The organism is Microbacterium immunditiarum (assembly GCF_013409785.1).
Classification (GTDB): domain Bacteria; phylum Actinomycetota; class Actinomycetes; order Actinomycetales; family Microbacteriaceae; genus Microbacterium; species Microbacterium immunditiarum.
Map to the genome: position 1 here is coordinate 1,284,320 of NZ_JACCBV010000001.1, position 18,423 is coordinate 1,302,742.

The following is an 18,423-nucleotide window of genomic DNA, read 5'->3' on the forward strand; positions in this document are numbered from 1 at the left end:
CGGCTATCGTCGAAGGAGGGAAGGGGAGCATGCGTTACATCGAGAGCGAAGGCCGGTTCGTCTGGAGCGCAAGCGATCTCAAGGCTGCCGCCGAGTGCGAGTTCGCGTGGCTGCGCGCGATCGACGCGAAGCTCGGACGCGTGCCCGAGGTCGAGGAGCCCGAGGATCTGACGCTCGAGCGCGCGGGGCACCTCGGTCACGAGCACGAGCGGCGCGTGCTCGCCGCCTATCGCGAGCGGTACGGCGCGGGGGTCGTCGAGATCCCCGAGGCGAAGACCTACGATGCCGACGCGCTGAATGCTGCCGTCGCCGAGACCGAGAAGGCCCTCGCGTCGGATGCCGACGTCATCTACCAGGCGACGTTCGCGACGGATGACTTCGTGGGGTTCGCCGACTTCCTCGTGCGCGATGTCCCCGAGGGCTCGCGCGGTACGGGTCCGTGGGTCGTGCAAGACACCAAGCTCGCCCGCCACGCGCGAGTCACCGCGCTGATGCAGCTGGCGGCATACGTCGCGCAGCTCGACCGTCTCGGGGCTCCGCGGTCGCCCCGCGTCGAGCTGCTGCTCGGCGACGGCACTGTGAGCGTCCACGAAGTCGACGATCTGCTTCCGGTGTTCGCGCTGCGGCGCGACCGCTTGCGCGCGCTCGTCGACGACCGCCGACTCGACCTCGGGGCCGCCGGCCCCGCGATCCCGTGGGGCGACCCGCGCGGCGAGCTCGCCGTCATGGCGTGCGGACGGTGCGCGACGTGCGAGCTCGAGGTCGAGGCATCGCGCGATCTGCTCCTCGTGGCCGGCATGCGACCCGTGCAGCGCGAGCGGCTGCGGGCGGCCGGCATCGACACGATCGATCGGCTGGCCGAGGCATCCGCCCCGCCTGCCCGCATGAGCCCCGACACGTTCGCATCGCTGCGCACACAGGCCCGGCTGCAGCTCGCGAGCCCTGCGGGAGTCGTGACGAAGGTCGCACCGCCGATCGAGGCAGAGGAGGCCGCTCCCGCGGCGGCCCTGGAACCCGCCGTGCCGACCTACGAGGTCGTCGCGCCGAAGGCGCTCGGCGCGCTGCCGCGACCCGACCACGGGGATCTCTTCTTCGACTTCGAGGGCGACCCGCTCTACACCGAAGGCGAGGCTGTCGAGTGGGGGATCGACTACCTCTTCGGGTGGGTCGACGACCGCGAGCAGTACACGGCGCTGTGGGCGCACTCGTTCGCCGAGGAGCGCCGCGCGCTCGAGACGTTCCTCGACATCGTGGCCCTGCGACGCAAGCAGTACCCGGGCATGAACATCTATCACTACGCGCCGTACGAGCCGACGCACCTGCTGGCCATGGCGGCGCGACACGGCGTGCGCGAGGCCGACGTCGATCGGCTGCTGCGCGACGGGGTGTTCGTCGATCTGTACCCGATCGTCCGGCGCGCCCTGCGCGTCGGCTCGCGGTCGTACTCGATCAAGAAGCTCGAGCCCCTCTACATGGGCGACGAGGTGCGCACGAGCGATGTGCAGAAGGGCGACGACTCGATCGTCCGGTACGTCCAAGCGCGCGCGCTGCGCGAGGACGGCGACGTCGTCGCGGCGACGACGATCTTCGACGACCTGGCCGACTACAACCGCTACGACTGCGTGTCGACGCGTCGTCTGCGGGACTGGCTCGTCGACCGCGCACGCGAGGCGGGGCTTCGCCCGTCGCCGGAGCCCGAACCCGACGAGCGCGTGTACGAGCCGTCGGCGCGCGCGATCGCGCTCGGCGAGCTCGCGAAGGCGCACGTCGAGGACTCGCCCGAAGCGGTGGCGCTGCGTCTCGGTGCGGCGGCGATCGACTACTACCCGCGCGAGTCGAAGTCGTTCTGGGCGACGCACTTCCTGCGGCTCCGCGAACCCGTGTCGGTGTGGGAGGAGACACGCGATGTCGTCGCGCTCGATCGGGTGCGCTGCCGCGTCGTCGAGGACTGGCACCGCCCGGAGGGCGCACGCTCCGAACGGCGCCTCCTCGAGCTGCGCGGCGAGCTCGCGCCCGGCACGCGCCTCAGCGAGGGCGGAAGCCCGTTCGCGCTGTACGAGCTGCCGGTGGACTTCCCGTTCGACGCGAGTCCGCGGTGGATCCATGCCGATCATCGCGTGACGGTGATCGACGCGCTCGACGACGGGGCGATCGTCGAGGAGTATGCGGTGGGCGACGTCACCTGGGCGGAGCTGCCCGTCGCGCTGACGCCCGAGGCGCCGCCGAGGGCCGGCAATCAGCAGCTCGCGATCGACGCGTGGGCGGATGCCGTGATCGCGCAGTCGCCCGCGCTGCCGCAGGACCCGGCGACCGACATCCTGCTGCGTCGTCCGCCGCGCACGTTGTCGGGTGCGCTCCCTCCGGCCGGAGCCGATGACGTCGCGGCGATCTCGCGCGCGATCATCGACCTCGATCACAGCTACCTCGCCGTGCAGGGGCCTCCTGGCACGGGCAAGACCTACGTCGGCTCGCAGGTCATCGCGCGACTCGTGCGCGACCACGGCTACAGGGTGGGTGTCGTCGCCCAGTCGCACAAGGTCGTCGAGAACATGCTCGACCGGGTCGTCGCGGTGGGGGTGCCGGGAGAGCAGGTCGCCAAGGCGCCGAAGGATGCCGCGTCGGAGCCTCTGTACACCGCGATCCCGAAGAACGGCGTCGCGGCCTTCACCGCCGAGCAGACCGGTGGCTACGTCATCGGCGGCACCGCGTGGGACTTCAGCCACGAGGGCCGCATCCCGCGCGGCAGCCTCGACCTTCTCGTGATCGATGAGGCGGGGCAGTTCTCGCTCGCGTCGACGATCGCCGTATCGCTCGCGTCCTCGCGGCTCCTGCTGCTGGGCGACCCGCAGCAGCTGCCCCAGGTGAGCCAGGGCACGCACCCCGAGCCCGTCGACACGTCCGCGCTCGGCTGGGTGATGGACGGGGCGGATGTGATCCCGCCCGAGTACGGCTACTTCCTCGCGCGCACGTGGCGCATGCACCCCGCGGTCGCGGCGCCCGTGTCGCGGCTGTCGTATCGCGGCGAACTGGCCTCCCATCCGTCGACGGCGCTGCGCGAACTCGCGGGCGTCGAGCCCGGGCTGCATCCGGTGCCCGTTCGGCACAAGGCCAACGCGACGCAATCGCCCGAGGAGGCCGCGGTGGTCGTGTCGATCGTGCGGGACCTCATCGGCCGTCCGTGGCGCGACGTGCGGTTCGGCGAGAACGGCGAGACGCTCCGGTGCGACGAGCGGCCGCTCGCCCAGAGCGACCTCATCGTGGTGACGCCCTACAACGCGCAGCAGGTCGCGGTCGAGGAGGCACTCTCGGCGGCCGGCTTCGGCGAGATTCCGGTGGGCACTGTCGACCGCTTCCAGGGGCAGGAGGCGGCCGTCGCGATCGTGTCGCTCGCCGCCTCGTCGGGGCGCGATGCGCCGCGCGGCCTCGAGTTCCTGCTGCTGCGCAACCGCCTCAACGTCGCGATCTCGAGGGCCATGCACACCGCGTACCTCGTGTACTCGCCCGGGCTGCTCGACGACCTGCCACGCACGCCCGACGGGGTCTCGCGGCTCAGCGGGTTCGCGCGACTGGTCGGCGTGGCCGACCCGCTGAAGGGCGAGGTGTTCGCGCCGGGGAACCCGGGAGTCGCCGTCACGGCACCCGCGTAGACTCGGCGAACCGACGCAGGAGGCATCCATGGCCGACATCCCCCGTCAGTTCGAGATCGATCTGCCGCCCGACCTCATCGGCGGCTCGTACGCCGACTTCGCGAACGTCTGGCACACGCAGACGGTGTTCGTCATGGACTTCGTCACCCTCGCGCAGCCGCCGCGCGAAGAGGTCGACCCCGAGACGGGCGACCGGCGCACGGTCGTTCCGGCGCGCGTGGTGAGCCGCATCCGGATTCCTCCCGAGCAGGTCTTCGAGCTCGCGAAGGCGCTCACGCAGCAGCTCGAGTTCTGGGAGCAGGAAACGGGGCGGCGTCCGCCGCCGAATGCACCGCTCATGGAGGAGTGACTCGCGACCCTCACGCGCCGACGGCCGGCTGTCACCGACCTGGGGAGCCGTTCTGCCTAGGACGCCCGAGCCGTGATGTCAACCCTGTTGGGGGCTCATCGGCGGCCCCCGTAGCCTTGCGGAGCGCTTACGCGCAGGTTGCGGCATCCGCTCGGCGAGGGGTGGGTGCCGCAACTGGTGTATCATCCGCTTCCGCGCGCACTCCTTCCTGCGCGAGAGGAGCGCGCGATGACCACGATCGAGATCGCCGACGCACGGGTCGTACGACGCGGTCCGATGTTCTGGGTGTGCCGCTACCTGCCCGGTGAGATCGCCGGGACCGCGGCGCTGGTGCTCGCGGGTCTCGGCGTCACGGTCTGGACCGACGCGCCCATCGCCATCGCACTCGCGGGGCTGGTCGGCGCGGTGATCGGCTTCTACGGGGTGCTCGCGGTCACGATCTACTCGGAGCATTCGATCGCTGCACACGGCCGGTCTCGCCGCGGGACCTTCGCGCTGCTCCTGGCGGAGTTCGGGCCGGTCGAGTTCGTCGACACGCTGCTCATCCGTCCGGCCGCGCTCATGCTCGGCGTGTGGATGGCGCCCGATCCGACCTGGGGTCTGCTCGCAGGCAAGCTCGCGGCCGACGTCCTGTTCTACGCGGCTGTCGCGAAGTCGCACAGCACCGGCGGCGCACGCGGAGTCCGCGCCGCGCGCGACCGTCAGACCGTGCCGTAGAGACGGTCGCCGGCGTCGCCGAGCCCGGGCACGATGTAGCCCTTGTCGTTCAGGCGCTCGTCGAGCGCGCCGAGCACGAGGGTGACGTCGCGATCGCCGACCTGGCGCTCGATCGCGGCGACGCCCTCGGGTGCGCCGAGGAGGCAGATCGCCGTGACGTCCTGTGCGCCGCGGCGGAACAGGAAGTCGATCGCCATGCCGAGCGAGCCGCCCGTCGCGAGCATCGGGTCGAGCACGAAACACTGACGGTCGCTGAGATCGAGCGGAAGGCGCTCGGCGTACGTCGTGGGCTCGAGGGTCTCCTCGTTGCGCACCATCCCGAGGAATCCGACCTCGGCGGTCGGCAGCAGCTTGACCATGCCGTCGAGCATCCCGAGTCCCGCGCGCAGGATCGGCACGACGATCGGTCGAGGCTCGTCGATCTTCACCCCGTTCGTCTTCGAGACAGGTGTCTTGATCTCGATCGGCGCGACGCGCACGTTGCGCGTGGCCTCGTATGCGAGAAGCGTCACGAGTTCCTCGGTGAGCTGGCGGAACACCGGCGAGGGCGTGCGCTCGTCGCGCAGCACGGTGAGCTTGTGCGTGATGAGCGGGTGGTCGGCGACGTGCAGGCGCATGCACTCAGGTTATCGGGCGCGGCGCGTCGACGAGAGGCCGCAGGGGCAGCGGATGCGGCATCCGCGTACGCTCTGGGATGTGGACTCGCCGACCGACCTGACCGCGATGCGGCGCGCGCTCGCTCTCGCGGCCGAGGCGGGATCACGCGGCGACGTTCCGGTCGGCGCAGTGGTGACGGATGCCTCGGGCACGATCATCGGCGAAGGCCTGAACCTCCGCGAGGTCACGAACGACCCCACGGCGCACGCCGAGGTCGTCGCGCTGCGGGAGGCCGCGGCATCCGTCGGTTCATGGAACCTCGAGGGCTGCACGCTCGTCGTGACGCTCGAGCCGTGCGTCATGTGCGCGGGGGCCGTGCTGCAGGCCCGCGTGTCGCGGCTCGTGTTCGGCGCGTGGGACGAGAAGGCCGGCGCGGCCGGCTCTGTGTACGACGTCGTGCGCGACCGTCGCCTGCCGTATCGCGCCGAGGTCGTCGCGGGGGTCGAAGCGGATGCCGCGACCGCGCTGCTGCGGGAGTTCTTCGAGTCCCGGCGCTGACTCTCCCCGCGCGGCCGGGGCGGCGCTACGGCAGGTGAGGCAGCACCTCGCCGCCCAGGTACTCGACGTGGTCGACGTCCTGCAGGTCGAGGAGCTGGAAGTACACGCGGTCGATCCCGAACGAGCGGTAGCGGTCGACCCGCTCGGCGATCTCGTCCGGGCCGCCGACGATGTTCGTGCCGTCGCGCACCTCTTCGAGCGTGCGGTTGATGCGCTCCGCGCGACGCGCGATCTCGGCATCCGACGCACCCGCGAACGTCGACATCGCGATCGAGACTTTGAGCGATCCGGGATCGCGGCCGATGCGCTCGCACGCGGCGCGTACGTGGTCGAGGCGCTCTTGGATCCCTTCGTCCTTCGGGAACCCGAGGTTGTACTCGGTCGCGAAGCGGGCGACGAGGTCGGGCGTGCGCCGCGTGCCGCCGCCGCCGGCGATGAGCGGGATCGGCTGCTGCACGGGCTTCGGCAGCGCCGGGGCGTCGACGAGCGTGTAGTGGCGCCCCGAGAACGAGTATGTCTCACCGAGGGGCGTCGACCACAGGCCCGTCACGATCTCGAGCTGCTCCTCGAACGGACCGAAGCGCTTCGCGGGGAAGGGGATGCCGTACGCCTCGTGCTCGCGCGCCATCCACCCCGCGCCGAGGCCGAGCTCGACGCGGCCTCCCGACATCTCGTCGACCTGCGCGACCTGGATCGCGAGGATGCCCGGGTGGCGGAACGTGATCGGCGAGACGAGCGTGCCGAGGCGGATGCTGCGCGTCTCGCGCGCGAGCGCGGCGAGCGTCGTCCAGGCGTCGGTGGGGCCGGGCAGCCCATCACGCAACCCCATCGAGAGGTAGTGGTCCGAGCGGAAGAAGCCCGTGAAGCCGTGGCGTTCGGCGGACTGTGCGAACGCGAGCTGATCGCCGTAGGTCGCGCCGAGCTGGGGTTCGGTGAAGACGCAGTACTCCATGGAGTCAGTCTTTCAGCGCGTGCACACCGGATCGCACACGCATCCGGTGCGTGGAATCAGTCGGTCGACTTCAGTACGATCTGATCGGTCGCCGGGTGCGGGTGGTCGCCGCGGAAGACGTCGGGCTCGAGGTAGATGACGCGCGCCGCGGGGACGGTCTTGCGCACGCGCTTCTCGATGGCGTCGATGTCGTGTGCGATGTCTGCCAGCGCGCGGTCGGTGGCGAACCCGAGCTTCGCGGCGACGAGCAGCTCGTCGGGGCCGAGGTAGAGCGTCTTGATGTGGATGAGTCGCTCGATCTCGCCGCCTTCACTGATCGCGTCGACGATGAGCCGGTGATCGGATTCGGTTGCCCCCTCGCCGACGAGCAGGCTCTTCGTCTCGATGCCCAGCACGATCGCGATGAGGATGAGCAGCGTTCCGATCATCAGGGTGCCGATCGCGTCGAACACCGGGTTGCCCGTGATGACGGTGAGCCCCACGCCGAAGAGCGCGAACACGAGACCCGTGAGGGCCCCGATGTCTTCGAGCAGCACGACCGGCAGCTCGGGCGCCTTCGCGTGGCGCACGAACGACACCCACGACTGACCCTTCGCTCGCACCAGATTGCTCTCGACGATCGCAGTGCGCAGCGAGAACGACTCCAGGCCGATCGCGACGAGCAGGACGACGATCGGCAGCCACCACCACTGCTCGTCGAGCGCGTGCGGATGCGTGAGCTTGTCGACGCCCTCGTAGATCGCGAACAGGCCACCGACCGAGAACAGGATGATCGACACGACGAACGCGTACACGTAGCGCTCGCGGCCGTAGCCGAACGGATGCTCGCGGTCGGCGCGCTTCTTCGCCTGGCGCCCGCCGAGCAGGAGCAGCAGCTGGTTGCCGGAGTCGGCGACGGAGTGGATGGCCTCGGCGAGCATCGAGGCGGATCCCGAGAGGAACCAGGCGATGAACTTCGCGATCGCGATGCCCATGTTCGCCAGGAACGCCGCGATGATGGCCTTGCCGCCGCCGGATGCACTCATGGCTCCGAGTCTACGGATCGGCCGCGCGGCTCATGTTCGCCGACCTGACGCGCCGCGCCGTCAGTCGGACGAGCGGATCACGATCTGCTCGGTCGGGGGAGAGGGGTCGGCGGGGCGACCGACGTAGCCGATCACCTCGAGCAGCGCCTGCCGGAACTGGATCGGGCGCTCGAGGTGCGGCGAGTGCCCGACGCCCTCGAGGCTCAGCTCCCGCACGGTGCCCCCGCGCTCCGCGTACAGGCCGAGCACATCGCGCATCTGCGACACCATCTCCTGCGCCGGGGCCGCCTCCTGGCCGGGCCAGCCCGGCACGATGCCGAGCGCGCCGAGGTGGTTGAGGTCGTAGAACGAGGCATCCGACACGATGGCGTCCGCTGTGCCGTGCACCCACAGCACGGGGGGCTTCTGCGGCAGGTCGACGATGCCCGACACGTTGAAGTACTTCGGCGCCATCGTGTTGAGCACCCCGACGGTGCCCGCGGCGAACCCGGGCCAGTTCTCGGACGGCACCGAGTCGCCGGGGTAGTTCCCGGTCGCGGTCGACGTCGACAGGATGGACTCGACCCACACGTCCTCGTGCTCGGTCGTGTAATCGGACGCGACGTAGTGCGCGCGGAAGACGCTGCGCGGCGAGGTCGGCGCCTCGTCGCTCGTGTCGTGGGCCTCGAGCCGGGCGACGAAGTCGGGATTGCCGGCGCCGCCGCCGCATCCGGCGTCGTCGTCCGTCAGCCGCGTGCCGTCTCGACGCGTGCCGCCGAAGCCGTACGGGGAGACCGGCGATTCGAGGGTGAGGCTGAGCGTGGGGTGGTCGAGCGCGTACTGCATGACGACGCCGGCGCCCATCGACCAGCCAACGAGGTGCGCCGTCCGGATCTCGAGCACGTCGAGCGTCGCCTTGACGTCGTCGCTGAAGTCGCGCACGCCGCGGGTCGCGTCGATCGGCGCGTGCTCGGTGAACCCGTAGCCGCGCAGGTCGATCGCGATCACCCGGAGGTCGGACGGCAGGTGGAGCATCGTCTCCTGCCAGAACAGCGACGACGAGCCGTTGCCGTGGATCAGCACCACCGTGCGCTCGGGCGGCGTCGCGGGGTCGTCGCCCGCGCGCTCGAGGATCCCGACGGTGAGTCGGGGCGTCTCGACCAGTCTTTGAGTGATGCCGTCGAACAGGGTCATGGCCGGGTCCTTCGCTGAAACGGGGAGGCGCCGTCGCCCCCATATCATGACTATAGACCGGGCCTGCGGCGGATGTGAATCACCTTTCAGGTTCGGCGGATGCCACGCCCGCGGCATCCGCCGAACCGTCGTCTCACGCGGTCAGCGCTCGGCCGGCTCGGGCTCGCCGGTGTAGAAGCGATAGGTCGCATCGGCCGCGGAGTGCGCCGCCTCGGGATCGCCCCCGCCGCGGATGTGGGCTTCGCCCCAGGCCGTCGCGGCCGCGCGGTAGAACGCCTTTCCTTCGTCGGTGAACGCCCACGCCTCGGCCGTCTCGGGCGTGACGTCGGTGCTCCCGGCGAGGTGCAGCGCGAGGCCGAGGAGCCCGCCGTCCCAGCCGACGCCGGTGGCGCCGGGGCCGTACGTCTCCCAGAAGCCGGGCGGCACGTCGGCGGTGCGCGCGGTGTGGATGAGCTCGACGCGCGTCGAGCCGTCGTCGACGCTCTGCAGTACCACGTCGAGCCACGAGACGCCGCCGCCGTACTCCCACGTCACGCGATAGCCGGCGGTCCCGTCGGCCGGGGGCCGGCATTCGAGCACCTCGCCGCCGGCGTTGCCCTCGAGCTGGTATCGGCCGCCGAGCCGCAGGTCGCCTGACACGGGGAGGAACCAGCGCGGGATGCGCTCGCCCGACGTCACCGCGTCCCACACGTCGTCGATCGGCGAAGGGTAGGTCTGCGCGAGCGACTGCACGCGCGTCGGCGCACCGTCGAGCTCGTCGTCTCGCACGCCGCGGTCCACCGCGGCGACCTGTGCGTTCACGTCCACCATGTCAGTTCTCCTCGTCTTCCTCAGGGGGTCGGATCATCGGATGCCTCGTCCTCCGGCTCGCCGTGCGAAGCCCGCTCCTCGGCCAGACGGCGCTGCCGCCGCCCGCGGGCGAGCTCGGTTCCGAGCGCGTCGAGCTTGGGCTGCCAGAACCGGCGGAAGGGGTCGAACCACGCGGCCGCCGCTTCGAGCGGGCCGGGGTCGATCGCGTAGAGCCGGCGCGTGCCCTCGGGGCGCACGACCGCGAATCCCGCCTGTCGCAGCACGCGGAGGTGCTGCGACACCGCGGGATGCGAGATGCCGAACTCGCGCGTCACGACCTCGGCGAGCTCGCCGGACGGGCGCTCGCCGTCGGCGAGGAGCTCGAGCAGGCGCCGGCGGACCGGATCGCCGAGGACATCGAGGGCGTGCATGAGTCCATATTTGCATCCGGACTTAATTAAGTCAACGCTTAATTATGCCAGCCCCGCTCATGCCACCGCGGGCTCCGCATCCCGCAGGTCGGTCGGCGCGAGCTCGGGCGGCGCGATGTCGGGCTCGACGGATCGCCGCCGGGCGACGTCGTCCTCGAGGGCGTGCCACGCCTCGCGCAGCGTCGCGAACCGCCCGGGCCGGGCGGCGCGGTGGACCCACACGACCTCGACGTCTGCACGGCGGCACTCGACGTAGGCGATGAGGCGCCGTGCGTCGCCTTCGGGGAACGAGCCGTCGACCGCGCACCACGCGCCGTCGCCGATCCACTTCAGTTCGAGGCCACCGGCGCTTCGCGCGCCTTCTGACTCACCGAGGGACATCCTCATCTCCTCCGAGGGGTCGCGCCGGACGTCGCCGGCGGGGAAAGGCTCGTTTAGAGCGTGGGCCAACCGTCGAGCATCCGCAGGGGGGTTGACACGGCCGCTCCGACCCTCACTCACATGGTTAGCGGTCGGCGCATCCGGATTCAACCCCCTCGTCGCGCACCGGCAGGCCGCTTAGCTTCTCGACCGGAGCCACGACCGGCGGGAGCCTGGAGAAGGAATGACGAGAGAACCCCTCATGTGCACGACCTCCCTCGACGAGTCGCTCGGCAGCCTCGAGGAGCTCGCGGCGCGCGTGCAGGAGCTCGGCAGGGCGTACGTCCGGTACAGCGAAGGGCCGGAGCGCGACGTCGAGGAGAGCGTCGACACCGAGAGCGGGCTCACCCTCCCCGGGCTGTCGGTCAACCCCCTGCACCCCGAGGAGTGGTGGACGCGTCCGATCGAGGACTGGCTCGCGCGCCAGGTCTGCCAGTACCAGGAGCTTCAGGAGAAGAACCCCGACCGCTTCGCGTGGGTGCTGCGGGGGATCGAAGTCGGACGCGGGCCCGACTGCGAGCCTCTGCTGCGCGGAGTCGTGCCGATCGCGCGGCTCGACGAACGGCTGCTCGACGAAGCGGCCGCGCGCTACGAAGAGCGGTTCGAGGCGGGCAAGGGTCCCGAGGACTGACCCGCGCGCGTCACGCGGAGGTCGCCGCCGGCCGATCGGGGTGCAGCACGACCTTGACGCATCCGTCGCGCTTCGTCTGGAACTTCTCGTAGAGGGCCGGCGCATCGTCGAGCCCGCCGTGGTGGGTCACGAGGTCGCCGATCGCGAGGGGGTCGCTCGGGTCCTCGACGAGCGGCATGAGGTCGTCGATCCACCGCTTGACGTTGCACTGCCCCATCCGCAGCGTGAGCTGCTTGTCGAACATCGTCTTGAGGGGCAGCAAGTCGGCGTCGCCGGCGTAGACGCCGCTGATCGAGATCGTCCCGCCGCGGCGGACCATGTCGACCGCCGCGTAGAGCGCCGCGAGCCGGTCGACTCCGCCGTGCTCCATGATCGGTCGCGCGAGCGCGTCGGGCATGACGGATGCCACGCGGTGCGCCGCGTGCGCGAACGGGCTGCCGTGCGCCTCGAGCCCCACGGCGTCGATGACGGCATCCGCTCCTCGTCCGTACGTCGTCGCGACGATCCGATCCGCGTCGTCATCGGGCTCCCACGCCTCGATGCCGTGCCGTGAGGCCATCTCGCGCCGCTCGGGAACGGGGTCGATCCCGATCACGCGATGGCCGCGCCGATGCGCGATGCGCGACGCCAACTGGCCCACCGGCCCGAGGCCCAGCACGACCACCGTGCCGGGCTCGGAAAGCCCCGCGTACTGGACCGCCTGCCACGCGGTCGGAAGGATGTCGCTGAGGAAGAGGTAGCGCTCGTCGGGCAGCTCGTCGCCCACGGGGATCGTGTTGTAGTCCGCGATCGGCACGCGTAGGAGCTCGGCCTGCCCGCCCGGCACGTGGCCGTACAGCTTGGTGTAGCCGAAGAGCGTCGCGCCCGTCCCGTACTCGTCGTTCTGCGTGCTCTCGCATTGCGACTGAAGGCCGCGGACGCACATGAAGCACTCGCCGCACGCGATGTTGAACGGAACGACGACCCGCTGCCCGGGCCGCAGCCGCTTCACGGCCGAACCGACCTCCTCGACGATCCCCATCGACTCGTGCCCGAGGATGTCGCCCGGGTCCATGAACGGGCCGAAGAGCTCGTAGAGGTGCAGGTCCGAGCCGCAGATCGCGGTCGACGTGATCCGGACGATCGCGTCTGTGGGCTCGAGGATCCGCGGATCGGGCACATCGAGGACGGCGATGTCGCGCCGCCCCTGCCACGTGACGGCGCGCACGCTATTCGTGCCGCGCGGCCGGTGCGGGACCGTTCCGCAGCTCCCACACGCGCACGGGTCGCGTGCGGGGCAGGGGGTGGGCCCCCGCATCCGTCCCCAGCCCCGGCGCTGCCGGACGGGGCTCAGTCACGGGGTGCTCGGTGACGTGCGTCGACATCGGCTTGATCGGGCTTTTCATGCGCTCTCAACCTCCTCGACCGAGCATGTCCACCCAGGTGCTCGATGACCGAGGGGGTTGACACTCCGAGTCCCGTCTGTCAAGGCCCTCTCGCCGTCCGCGCACCCCTACGTAGCGTCGCGAAGTGACAGGCACACTCACAAAGGAGCGGACCATGACCGTCGCAAGAGAAATCATGACCCCCAACCCGCGGTGCGTCGGAGAGAACGAGACCCTGGTCGAGGCCGCTCGCCTCATGGCCTCGCTCGACGTGGGCGCGCTGCCGATCTGCGGCGAGGACCAGCGCCTGAAGGGCATGGTGACCGACCGCGACATCGTCGTGAAGGTCATCGCGCAGGGAGGCGACCCCGCGTCGACGACCGCCGGATCCCTCGGCGAGGGCAAGCTGGTCACGGTCGGCGCGGACGACGACGTGCGCGAGGCGCTCGAGATGATGAGGACCCACCAGGTCCGCCGCCTCCCCGTCATCGACGGCCACGATCTCGTCGGCATCATCAGCCAGGCCGACGTCGCCCTCGCACTATCGTCGCAGGAGACGGGTGAGACGGTGGCAGAGATCTCGGAGTGAGCATGAGCGACGAAAAGCCCCACGTGCCCGCGGGAGGCGCCGGCGCCGACACCGGGGCGGTCGACAGCGCCTCGATCGATCCCGCTGATCGCGCGGACATCCAGAACATCTCGAGTCAGAACGACATCTCGGGCGTCGGGACGCGCGCGGCCGACGGGTCGATGGAGACCGACCTCGACGACACCGAGGCCGACCGACAGCCCGATGGCGTCGATCGGCAGGACGGGCCGACCCGCGGGGTCGCGGACGACAAGCGGGTGACGGATGCCGCGACCGCCGACGACCTGGCGGTGCAGGACTATGAACCGGGGGTCGATCCGGGGTCGTCCGGCTCGAGCAGATTGGTCGGTGACGACGAGTGACGCAGGATCCGGACGACCCGAATCAGGACCCGACGCGCGTGCGCAACCAGCCCGCGCTCGGCGCGAACGCCGGCGCGGCGCGGTGGCTCATCCCCTCGGGCATCATGGGCGTCGTCGCTGTCGTGCTGTTCGCCCTTGCGATCCCCATCGCGCCGGCAGTCGCCTGGATCGGCATCGCCCTGCAGGTGGGCCTGTTCGTCGCTATGTGCGTGACGGCGGGGGTCGTCGGCCCCGGCCGCTACCGCAGCTTCACGTTCGCGTGGCTGACGATCGCGTTGGCCGCCTCGGCGCTCGTGCTGCTGATCGTCATCCTCGTCATCGCGTGGGCGGGCGCCCCGCAGTCCGCGACCGGCGGGTAGGCCGACCGGCGCGGTCGGCGAGGAGGCGCCATGAAGATCCTCATGTGGCATCTGCACGGGGGCTACACGGATGCCCTCGTCCGCGGTGAGCACGAGTACCTGCTGCCGGTCGACGAGACGCGCAGCGACTGGGGCCTCGGGAAGGCGGGCCGTGACTGGCCGCGAGTCCGGGAGGTCACCGCCGACGAGCTCATGGACGAGGAACTGGACGTCGTCGTGCTCCAGCGTCCCGATGAGGTCGACGTCGTCCACCGGTTCACGGGGCGGCGCCCCGGACAGGAGGTGGCCGCCGCCTATGTCGAGCACGACCCGCCGCGCGAGGGACCCACGACGAGCGAGCACCCGATCGCGGACCGCGACGACATCCTCCTCGTCCACCTGACGCACTTCAACCGGCTCTTCTGGGACAACGGCCGGGCCCCGACGGCGGTCATCGAGCACGGCGTCCCCGATCCGGGGGCGCAGTACACCGGCGAGCTTCCGCGTGCGGCCGCCGTCATCACCGAGCCGATGCGTCGCTGGCGCCTCGCGGGCACCGATCTGCTCCCGCAGTTCGCGAAGACGGCTCCGATCGACGTGTACGGCCCGGGCGGCGAGGCGCTGCGACGCACCCTCCCGCCGACGGGCATCCACCACGGCGGAGAGCTCGCGGCCGCCGAACTGCGCACGGAGATCGCGCGCCGCCGCCTCTACCTCCACACGGGCCGTTGGACGTCGCTGGGCAGGTCGCTCATCGAGGCGATGCTCGTGGGCATGCCGGTCGTGGCGATCGGGGCGACGGATGCCGCGCGAGCCGTCCCCCCTGACGGCGGCGCGGTCTCGACCGACCTCGACGTGCTCGCGACCGCGATCCGCGCGCTCGTCGAGGACCCGATCCTCGCTCAGGAGAAGGGCGCCCGCGCGCGGGCGCACGCCCTCGAGCACTACAGCCTCGACCGGTTCCTGCGCGAGTGGGACGACGCGTTCGCCCTCGCGGAGGAGGTGCGGCAGCGGTCGGCCCCGACGTTCCTCGACGACTTGCCCGCGTGAGGGCAGGCTCGCCACCCGCCTCCGTAGGATGGCGGGATGGCACGTGAGTCCGAAGCGCTTCCGCCCGTCGCGATCCTCGGAGCCGGCTCCATGGGAGGCGCGATCCTGCGGGGTCTCGTGCGATCGGGGCTCGCCGGCGGGGGAGTGACGGTCACCAACCGCACCGCCGCGAAGGCATCGGCGCTCGGCGAGCTGTCGGGGGTCGAGAGCATCGCGCTCGAGGCGCGGCACGACGGCAACACCGCCGCGGCGGCCAGTGCCGACATCGTGCTCGTCGGCGTGAAGCCCGCGATGGTCCCCGATCTGCTGCGCGAGATCGCGCCCGTGTTGCGAGCGGGCACGATCGTTGTGAGCCTCGCCGCCGGCGTGACGATCGAGACCTTCGAGCAGATCCTCGGTCCGGACGTCGCCGTCATCCGGTCGATGCCGAACACGCCGGCGGTCGTCGGCAAGGCCGTGACGGGCATCGCCGCCGGATCGACGGCGGGGCCGGAGGTCGTCGCCGTCGTGCGGCGGCTCTTCGAGACGTGCGGCGCTGTGGTCGAGGTGCCGGAGTCGCAGATCGACGCCCTCTCGACGATCTCGGGGTCGGGGCCCGCCTACGTGTTCCTCCTCATCGAGGAGTTCACGAAGGCCGCGCGCGGCAAGGGCTTCGCCGACGCGGAGGCGCGACTGCTCGCCGAGCAGACCTTCATCGGCGCGGCGGCACTGCTCGAGGCATCCGGTGAAGACCCGGCCGAACTGCGCCGTCAGGTGACGAGCCCCAAGGGCACGACCGAACGCGCGATCGCGGTCCTGCAGGCGGCTCGCCTCGACGAGGTCTTCGCCGAGGCGACGGATGCCGCGCTCGCACGCGCGAGGGAGCTCGCCGCGGGCGGCGCGTAGGCGTCACTCGCGCTGCTTCATCCACCACTCCGTGAACCGCCGGGCGCGCCCGTCGTCTGCGAGGTCGACGACCCACATGTTGCGATAGTGGTTGCCGTCGTCGTAGCGCGTCTCGGCCTCGATGAACGCGCGCGAGCCGTCGACGCCGGCGACGTCCCACGTGAACTCGTATGTGCCGGGGTCGTCGGCGCGTTTGATCCATTCCGCGGTGATCGCCTCGGATCCGCGGATCGGCTCCTCCCACGGCTCGAAGCGGTACTCGACGTCGGGCGTGAACAGCGCCCCGATGTCGGCCGGGTCGTTCGTGCGCCACGCGGTGACGTACTTCTCGACCCAGGCGCGGGCCGCGGCATCCGTCTTCTCTCTGTCGTCCATCCGGCCAGTCTGCTCCCGGCCTCGGACGCTGTCACCGGTCGAGGGCGGCGAAGCGCTCCACGTCGACGTTGGTGCCAGACACGATGATCAGGTCGTGGTTCGTGACGACCGTGTTCGCCTCGGCGTAGCGGAACGGCTTTCCGGGGCTCTTCACGCCGACGACCGTGACGTTGTACTTCGTGCGCACTCCCGACTCGTTGAGGCCGACGCCGCGGATGAACTTCGGCGGGTACATCTTGGCGAGCACGAAGTCGTCGTCGAAGCGGATGAAGTCCAGCATCCGCCCGCTCACGAGGTGGGCCACGCGCTCGCCGGCCTCGCGCTCGGGGTAGATGACGTGGTTCGCGCCGACGCGCGCGAGGATCTTGCCGTGCGACTGCGACACCGCCTTCGCCCAGATCTGCGGGACCTTGAGGTCGACGAGGTTGGCGGTGATGAGCACGGATGCCTCGATGATGGAGCCGACGGCGACGACGGCGACTTGGAAGTCCTGCGCGCCGATCTGCTTGAGCGCGTCGATGTTGCGGGCGTCGGCCTGCACGGTGTGCGTCACGCGCTCCGACCACTTCTGCACGAGCTCGAGGCTCTCGTCGATCGCGAGCACCTCGCGGTCCAGGCGATCGAGCTCGCCCGCGCATGCCGCTCCGAACCGCCCGAGTCCGATCACGAGGACGGGTGCGTCGCCGCGGATCTGCTCAACCAACGATCGGCCTTTCCACCGGCAGCGAGTACAGCTGCGAACGTGATGTCGCGGCCACCGCCGCGGCGAGAGTCACTGTACCAACGCGACCCATGAACATGGTCGCCGCCAGCACGTAGATGGCGGGGTCGGGCAGCTCGGCAGTGATGCCCGTCGAGAGCCCGACGGTCGCGAAGCCCGAGATCACGTCGAACAGCACGTCCTCGACGGGCGCCTGCGAGATCTGGGCGATGAGGATCGTCGAGATCGCGACGATCGTGGCGCCCCACGCGACGACCGAGAGGGCGACGCGCTGCACGTCGCTCGGGATCCGGCGCCCGAAAGCCTCGACCGAGCCCTTGCCCTTCGCCTCCGACCACACCGCGAGGGCGAGCACGGCGAGCGTCGTCACCTTGATGCCGCCCGCGGTCGAGGCCGAGCCGCCGCCGACGAACATGAGCATCGAGCCCACGACGAGGGACGAGCCATGGAAGTCGCCCATGTCGACGACGGCGAAGCCGCCCGAACGGGTGTTCGCCGACACGAAGAACGACTGGAACGTCGTGTCCCACGCGTCCATGCTCCCGAACGTGGCGGGGTTGTTGAACTCGAGGAGGACGAAGACGCCGGCGCCCGCGAAGAAGAGGATGACGGTCGTGATGATCGTGAGCTTCGCGTGCAGCGACCACTGCTTCACGTGCCAGCGCTGGCGCCACAGCGTGAAGATGACCGGGAAGCCGATCGACCCGAGGAACACGCCCGCCATGAGCACCGAGAGCAGGAAGTAATCGTCCGCGAACGGGACGAGCCCACCGTCATTGGGGACGAATCCGGTGTTCGTGAACGACATCGCCGCGTAGTAGGGGGCCTCCCACAGCGCGACGAGCGGATCGACCCCCGCCCAGATGAGCGACGGGTACAGCAGGATGGTGAGCCCCGCCTCGATGATGAGGGTCGACAGCGCGACGGTCGCGAGCAGCTGGCCGACCTCGCCGAGTCGCACGGTCTGGCCCTCGTTGACCGGTCCGCCGTGGATGCGGAGCGGGTTGCTCTCACCCGCGGCGATGAGCTTCGCTCGCAGGCCCAGGCGCTTCGAGATGACCAGGCCCAGGATCGACGCGAGGGTCAGCACGCCGAGCGCGCCGACGTTGACGCCGACATACGTGACGACGTGGCCGAACGCAGACCAGTGCGCGTTCATGTCGACCGTCGCCAGGCCCGTGACGCAGATCGTCGACACCGCGGTGAAGAGTGCGTCCGCGAACGGGGTGCGCCGGCCGTCGGCTGCGGCGATCGGCAGCGAGTACAGGACCGTGAACAGTCCGATGAGGGTGACGAAGACGAGCACCGCGAAGCGGGCGGGTGAAGACGTCGTCAGCGATCGGAGCTCATCGCGGATCGTGACGGCGCCTTTGACGAGGATCCGACCGACCCGCGGAGCCACCGGGCCTGTCGCCATCGTCGATGCCCCTTTCGACTCGCTCGGCTCCCT

Annotated in this window: 22 protein-coding genes; 10 read left to right on the forward strand and 12 right to left on the reverse strand. The window is 70.6% G+C overall.

What is annotated here, in order from left to right:
• Window positions 1-29 precede the first annotated feature (29 nt).
• The 3 genes from BJ991_RS05690 to BJ991_RS05700 all read left to right on the forward strand — a co-directional run bounded on the left by BJ991_RS05690 (window position 30) and on the right by BJ991_RS05700 (window position 4,713).
• Window positions 30-3,647: a TM0106 family RecB-like putative nuclease gene (locus BJ991_RS05690; RefSeq protein ID WP_179488239.1), complete on the forward strand. Its 3,618-nt coding sequence runs from the start codon at window positions 30-32 to the stop codon at window positions 3,645-3,647.
• A 28-nt stretch (window positions 3,648-3,675) separates the two neighbouring features.
• Window positions 3,676-3,996 carry a DUF3467 domain-containing protein gene (locus BJ991_RS05695; RefSeq protein WP_179488241.1) on the forward strand — a complete coding sequence of 107 codons (321 nt, stop codon included), beginning with the start codon at window positions 3,676-3,678 and terminating at the stop codon, window positions 3,994-3,996.
• 228 nt (window positions 3,997-4,224) lie between these two features.
• Window positions 4,225-4,713 (forward strand): hypothetical protein, encoded by a 489-nt coding sequence (locus BJ991_RS05700; RefSeq protein ID WP_179488243.1) that lies wholly within the window; start codon window positions 4,225-4,227, stop codon window positions 4,711-4,713.
• Here BJ991_RS05700 and upp read toward each other — a convergent pair.
• Window positions 4,698-5,330 carry a uracil phosphoribosyltransferase gene (gene upp / locus BJ991_RS05705; protein WP_179488245.1) on the reverse strand — a complete coding sequence of 211 codons (633 nt, stop codon included), beginning with the start codon at window positions 5,328-5,330 and terminating at the stop codon, window positions 4,698-4,700. The genes BJ991_RS05700 and upp overlap by 16 nt on opposite strands.
• Window positions 5,331-5,436: 106 nt before the next feature.
• On the opposite strand from upp, the gene tadA reads away from it, so the two are divergent.
• Complete coding sequence (tadA, locus tag BJ991_RS05710) at window positions 5,437-5,868, forward strand: tRNA adenosine(34) deaminase TadA (RefSeq protein WP_179492540.1); 432 nt, start codon at window positions 5,437-5,439, stop codon at window positions 5,866-5,868.
• A gap of 25 nt (window positions 5,869-5,893) precedes the next feature.
• Here tadA and BJ991_RS05715 read toward each other — a convergent pair whose 3' ends face one another.
• From BJ991_RS05715 to BJ991_RS05740, 6 genes are all read right to left on the reverse strand, one after another.
• Entirely contained in the window at window positions 5,894-6,820 is a 927-nt protein-coding gene (locus tag BJ991_RS05715; protein WP_179488247.1) for an LLM class F420-dependent oxidoreductase, read from the reverse strand.
• Window positions 6,821-6,876: 56 nt separating this feature from the next.
• Window positions 6,877-7,845, reverse strand: coding sequence for a cation diffusion facilitator family transporter (locus BJ991_RS05720; protein WP_179488249.1), 969 nt, complete (start codon window positions 7,843-7,845; stop codon window positions 6,877-6,879).
• A gap of 60 nt (window positions 7,846-7,905) precedes the next feature.
• Window positions 7,906-9,018, reverse strand: a complete 1,113-nt coding sequence (locus tag BJ991_RS05725) for an alpha/beta fold hydrolase (protein ID WP_179488251.1) — start codon at window positions 9,016-9,018, stop codon at window positions 7,906-7,908.
• Window positions 9,019-9,159: 141 nt separating this feature from the next.
• Complete coding sequence (locus BJ991_RS05730; RefSeq protein ID WP_179488253.1) at window positions 9,160-9,828, reverse strand: SRPBCC domain-containing protein; 669 nt, start codon at window positions 9,826-9,828, stop codon at window positions 9,160-9,162.
• 20 nt (window positions 9,829-9,848) lie between these two features.
• Window positions 9,849-10,238 (reverse strand): ArsR/SmtB family transcription factor, encoded by a 390-nt coding sequence (locus BJ991_RS05735; protein WP_179488255.1) that lies wholly within the window; start codon window positions 10,236-10,238, stop codon window positions 9,849-9,851.
• A 57-nt stretch (window positions 10,239-10,295) separates the two neighbouring features.
• Window positions 10,296-10,619: a hypothetical protein gene (locus BJ991_RS05740; RefSeq protein WP_179488257.1), complete on the reverse strand. Its 324-nt coding sequence runs from the start codon at window positions 10,617-10,619 to the stop codon at window positions 10,296-10,298.
• Window positions 10,620-10,842: 223 nt separating this feature from the next.
• Here BJ991_RS05740 and BJ991_RS05745 point away from each other — a divergent pair, with 223 nt between their 5' ends.
• Entirely contained in the window at window positions 10,843-11,289 is a 447-nt protein-coding gene (locus BJ991_RS05745) for a DUF6098 family protein (protein WP_179488259.1), read from the forward strand.
• 10 nt (window positions 11,290-11,299) lie between these two features.
• Here the strand turns inward: BJ991_RS05745 and BJ991_RS05750 are convergent, their stop codons facing one another.
• A complete protein-coding gene (locus tag BJ991_RS05750; protein ID WP_179488261.1) occupies window positions 11,300-12,496 on the reverse strand; it encodes an alcohol dehydrogenase catalytic domain-containing protein in 1,197 nt (398 codons plus the stop codon).
• 1 nt (window position 12,497) lies between these two features.
• Window positions 12,498-12,674 (reverse strand): hypothetical protein, encoded by a 177-nt coding sequence (locus tag BJ991_RS18360; RefSeq protein ID WP_179488263.1) that lies wholly within the window; start codon window positions 12,672-12,674, stop codon window positions 12,498-12,500.
• Between the two features lie 154 nt (window positions 12,675-12,828).
• On the opposite strand from BJ991_RS18360, the gene BJ991_RS05760 reads away from it, so the two are divergent.
• The 5 genes from BJ991_RS05760 to proC are packed head-to-tail and all read left to right on the forward strand — an operon-like array spanning window position 12,829 to window position 15,877.
• Window positions 12,829-13,242 (forward strand): CBS domain-containing protein, encoded by a 414-nt coding sequence (locus tag BJ991_RS05760; RefSeq protein ID WP_179488265.1) that lies wholly within the window; start codon window positions 12,829-12,831, stop codon window positions 13,240-13,242.
• A 2-nt stretch (window positions 13,243-13,244) separates the two neighbouring features.
• Entirely contained in the window at window positions 13,245-13,604 is a 360-nt protein-coding gene (locus BJ991_RS05765; RefSeq protein ID WP_179488267.1) for a hypothetical protein, read from the forward strand.
• Window positions 13,601-13,963: a hypothetical protein gene (locus tag BJ991_RS05770; protein ID WP_179488269.1), complete on the forward strand. Its 363-nt coding sequence runs from the start codon at window positions 13,601-13,603 to the stop codon at window positions 13,961-13,963. Before BJ991_RS05765 ends, BJ991_RS05770 begins: the two co-directional genes overlap by 4 nt.
• 30 nt (window positions 13,964-13,993) lie before the next feature.
• Complete coding sequence (locus tag BJ991_RS05775) at window positions 13,994-14,992, forward strand: glycosyltransferase (RefSeq protein WP_179488271.1); 999 nt, start codon at window positions 13,994-13,996, stop codon at window positions 14,990-14,992.
• Window positions 14,993-15,028: 36 nt separating this feature from the next.
• Window positions 15,029-15,877: a pyrroline-5-carboxylate reductase gene (gene proC / locus BJ991_RS05780; RefSeq protein WP_179488273.1), complete on the forward strand. Its 849-nt coding sequence runs from the start codon at window positions 15,029-15,031 to the stop codon at window positions 15,875-15,877.
• A gap of 3 nt (window positions 15,878-15,880) precedes the next feature.
• On the opposite strand, the gene BJ991_RS05785 is transcribed toward proC, so the two are convergent.
• Genes BJ991_RS05785 through BJ991_RS05795 form a run of 3 tightly spaced genes read right to left on the reverse strand, consistent with a single transcriptional unit; the run spans window position 15,881 to window position 18,390 of the window.
• Complete coding sequence (locus tag BJ991_RS05785; protein ID WP_179488275.1) at window positions 15,881-16,252, reverse strand: nuclear transport factor 2 family protein; 372 nt, start codon at window positions 16,250-16,252, stop codon at window positions 15,881-15,883.
• A 31-nt stretch (window positions 16,253-16,283) separates the two neighbouring features.
• Entirely contained in the window at window positions 16,284-16,955 is a 672-nt protein-coding gene (locus tag BJ991_RS05790; RefSeq protein ID WP_179488277.1) for a potassium channel family protein, read from the reverse strand.
• The gene (locus BJ991_RS05795) at window positions 16,948-18,390 is read right to left on the reverse strand and encodes a TrkH family potassium uptake protein (RefSeq protein ID WP_179488279.1); all 1,443 of its coding nucleotides are present in this window, start codon (window positions 18,388-18,390) and stop codon (window positions 16,948-16,950) included. The genes BJ991_RS05790 and BJ991_RS05795 overlap by 8 nt, the downstream gene beginning before the upstream one ends.
• Between the last annotated feature and the right edge of the window lie 33 nt (window positions 18,391-18,423).